Annotated in this window: 3 protein-coding genes; 2 read left to right on the top strand and 1 reads right to left on the bottom strand. The window is 68.7% G+C overall.

Translation table 11 applies throughout. The features are described from left to right. Positions 1-23: 23 nt before the first annotated feature. Positions 24-1,058 carry an N-acetyl-gamma-glutamyl-phosphate reductase gene (gene argC, locus N878_RS17290; RefSeq protein ID WP_021444856.1) on the bottom strand — a complete coding sequence of 345 codons (1,035 nt, stop codon included), beginning with the start codon at positions 1,056-1,058 and terminating at the stop codon, positions 24-26. A 133-nt stretch (positions 1,059-1,191) separates the two neighbouring features. On the opposite strand from argC, the gene hemJ reads away from it, so the two are divergent. Together hemJ and N878_RS17280 are read left to right on the top strand one after the other, a co-directional pair. Next, positions 1,192-1,620, top strand: coding sequence for a protoporphyrinogen oxidase HemJ (hemJ, locus tag N878_RS17285; RefSeq protein ID WP_021444855.1), 429 nt, complete (start codon positions 1,192-1,194; stop codon positions 1,618-1,620). 10 nt (positions 1,621-1,630) lie between these two features. Further along, the gene (locus N878_RS17280; protein WP_021444854.1) at positions 1,631-2,593 is read left to right on the top strand and encodes a nitronate monooxygenase family protein; all 963 of its coding nucleotides are present in this window, start codon (positions 1,631-1,633) and stop codon (positions 2,591-2,593) included. Positions 2,594-2,638: the final 45 nt, after the last annotated feature.

Here is a 2,638-nt window from a genome sequence, read left to right as displayed (position 1 = left end):
GACGCGGACCTCCCAGCCCGGTGTCACGGCAGCAGGGCCGCGTGCGACAGGCCGAGGCGCTCGTCGAGGCCGAAGAGGATGTTCATGTTCTGCACCGCCTGACCGGAGGCGCCCTTGACCAGGTTGTCGATCACCGACAGCACCACCACCAGCTCGCCGCCCTGCGGCCGGTGCACGGCGATGCGGCAAACGTTGCCGCCGCGCACGCTGCGGGTCTCCGGATGGCTGCCGGCCGGCATCACGTCGACGAAAGGCTCATTGGCGTAACGCTGCTCGAACAGCGCCTGCAGGTCGACCGCAGTGTCGGCCACGCGCGCATAGAGGGTGGCGTGGATGCCGCGGATCATCGGAGTCAGGTGCGGCACGAAGGTCAGGCCGACCTCGCCGCCGGCGGCCAGGCGCAGACCCTGGCGGATCTCCGGCAGGTGGCGGTGGCCCTTGACCGAGTAGGCCTTCATGCTTTCGCCGGCTTCGCAGAACAGCGAGCCGACGCTGGCGCCACGCCCGGCACCGCTGACGCCGCTCTTGCAGTCGGCGATCAGGCTGGCGCTGTCGGCCAGGCCGGCTTCCAGCAGCGGGATCAGGCCGAGCTGGGTGGCGGTCGGGTAGCAGCCGGGCACGGCGATCAGGCGCGCGCCCTTGATCGCCTCGCGGTTGACCTCGGGCAGGCCGTACACCGCCTCGGCCAACAGCTCCGGGGCACCGTGCGGCTGGCCGTACCACTTGGCCCACTCCTCGGCGTCCTGCAGGCGGAAGTCGGCGGACAGGTCGATCACCCGCGTGCCGGCGGCCAGCAGTTCGCCGGCCAGAGCATGGGCGACGCCGTGCGGGGTGGCGAAGAACACCACGTCGCAGGCGCCCAGGGTGGCGACGTCGGGCACGCTGAAGGCCAGCTCCGGGTAGTGCCCGCGCAGGTTGGGGTACATCTCGTCGACGCGCAGGCCGGCTTCGGAGCGCGAAGTGATCACCGCCACCTCCGCCTGCGGGTGCTGCGCCAGCAGACGCAGCAGTTCGACACCGGTGTAGCCCGTGCCGCCGACGATACCGACCTTGATCATCACATGCCCCTTTGCAAAAGCCATTGGAAAGGTGCCGATGATAAAGCCGCATCGGCCAAGCTCCAACCGCGCAGGTGACGCAGGCCGTCGCCTGCCTCTACTATCGAGGACATTTTCTGCCCGAGGATCGGCAATGCTCTACCTGTGGCTCAAGGCCCTGCACATCGTCGCCATGGTCTGCTGGTTCGCCGGCCTGTTCTATCTGCCGCGGCTGTTCGTCTACCACGCCATGAGCACGGACGCCGCCAGCCACGAGCGTTTCTGCACCATGGAGCGCAAGCTCTATCGCGGCATCATGATGCCCTCGATGGTCGCCACCCTGGGCCTCGGCATCTGGCTGCTGAGCCTCAACCCCGGCTACTACTTCGCCCAGGGCTGGATGCACGCCAAGCTCACCCTGGTGATCGCGCTGGTGGTCTATCAGCTCCTGTGCGGCGCCCAGCTCAAGCGTTTCGCCCGCGGCGAGAACACCCGCAGCCACGTGTTCTACCGCTGGTTCAACGAAGCGCCGGTGCTGGCGCTGCTGGGTATCGTCGTTCTGGTCGTCGTCCGCCCCTTCTGAGGAATCCGTCATGTCCCTGCCCGCCCTACTCGAACAACGCCTGCGCCTGCCGCTGATCGCCGCGCCGATGTTTCTGGTGTCCAACCCGGCGCTGGTCGGCGCCTGCTGCAACGCCGGCATAGTCGGCAGCTTTCCCGCGCTCAACCAGCGCGACAGCCAAGGCTTTCGCGCCTGGCTCGACGAAATCCAGGCCAGCCTGAGCGCCGACGCCGCGCCCTACGCCGTCAACCTGATCGTCCATCACAGCAACCCGCGGTTGCAGGCGGACCTGGCGATCTGCGTCGAGCGCCGCGTGCCCATCGTCATCACCAGCCTCGGCGCGGTGAAGGAAGTGGTGGATGCGGTGCACGGCTACGGCGGCCTGGTGTTTCACGACGTGACCACCCGCCGTCACGCGGAAAAGGCCGCCGAAGCCGGCGTGGACGGGCTGATCGCGGTCGCCGCCGGCGCCGGCGGTCATGCCGGCACCTGGAGTCCCTTCGCCCTGCTCGCCGAGATCCGCCAGTTCTTCGACAAGACCCTGCTGCTGTCCGGCTGCCTCAACCACGGCCATGAGCTGCTCGCCGCGCAATTGCTCGGCGCCGACCTGGGCTACATGGGCACGCGCTTTATCGCCAGCCAGGAGAGCAACGCCTCCGACGATTACAAGCGCATGATCCTCGGCGCCCACGCCGCCGATATCGTCCACACCCCGGCGGTCTCCGGGGTGCCGGCCAGCTTCATGCGCCAGAGCCTGGAGCAGGCCGGCTACGACCTGAAGCAGCTGCAGAACAAGGCCGACATCAACTACGGCGAAAAACTCAAGCCGGTGGACGACGAGGCCAAGGCCTGGAAGACCGTGTGGTCGGCCGGCCAGGGCGTCGGCGGCATCGACGACCTGCCCGCGGTCGGCGAACTGGTGGCGCGCCTGGACGGCGAGTACCGTGCCGCCTTGCAGCAGGCCGGCAGGCTGGGGCAACGCTGGCCGCGATGAAACGCCGCCAGCTGCTCGGCCTCGCCGCCCTCGGCCTGCTCGGGG

The sequence above is a fragment of the Pseudomonas sp. EGD-AK9 genome, assembly GCF_000465935.2.
Taxonomy (GTDB): Bacteria; Pseudomonadota; Gammaproteobacteria; order Pseudomonadales; family Pseudomonadaceae; genus Aquipseudomonas.
The sequence above is the reverse complement of the archived record's forward strand: the minus strand, read 5'-3'. Positions and strand labels throughout refer to the sequence as shown.

What these genes read in the sequence shown, in the direction of transcription:
- argC (WP_021444856.1), bottom strand. Translation starts at nt 1,058, where the DNA reads ATGATCAAGGTCGGTATCGTCGGCGGCACGGGCTACACCGGTGTCGAA.
- hemJ (WP_021444855.1), top strand. Translation starts at nt 1,192, where the DNA reads ATGCTCTACCTGTGGCTCAAGGCCCTGCACATCGTCGCCATGGTCTGC.
- N878_RS17280 (WP_021444854.1), top strand. Translation starts at nt 1,631, where the DNA reads ATGTCCCTGCCCGCCCTACTCGAACAACGCCTGCGCCTGCCGCTGATC.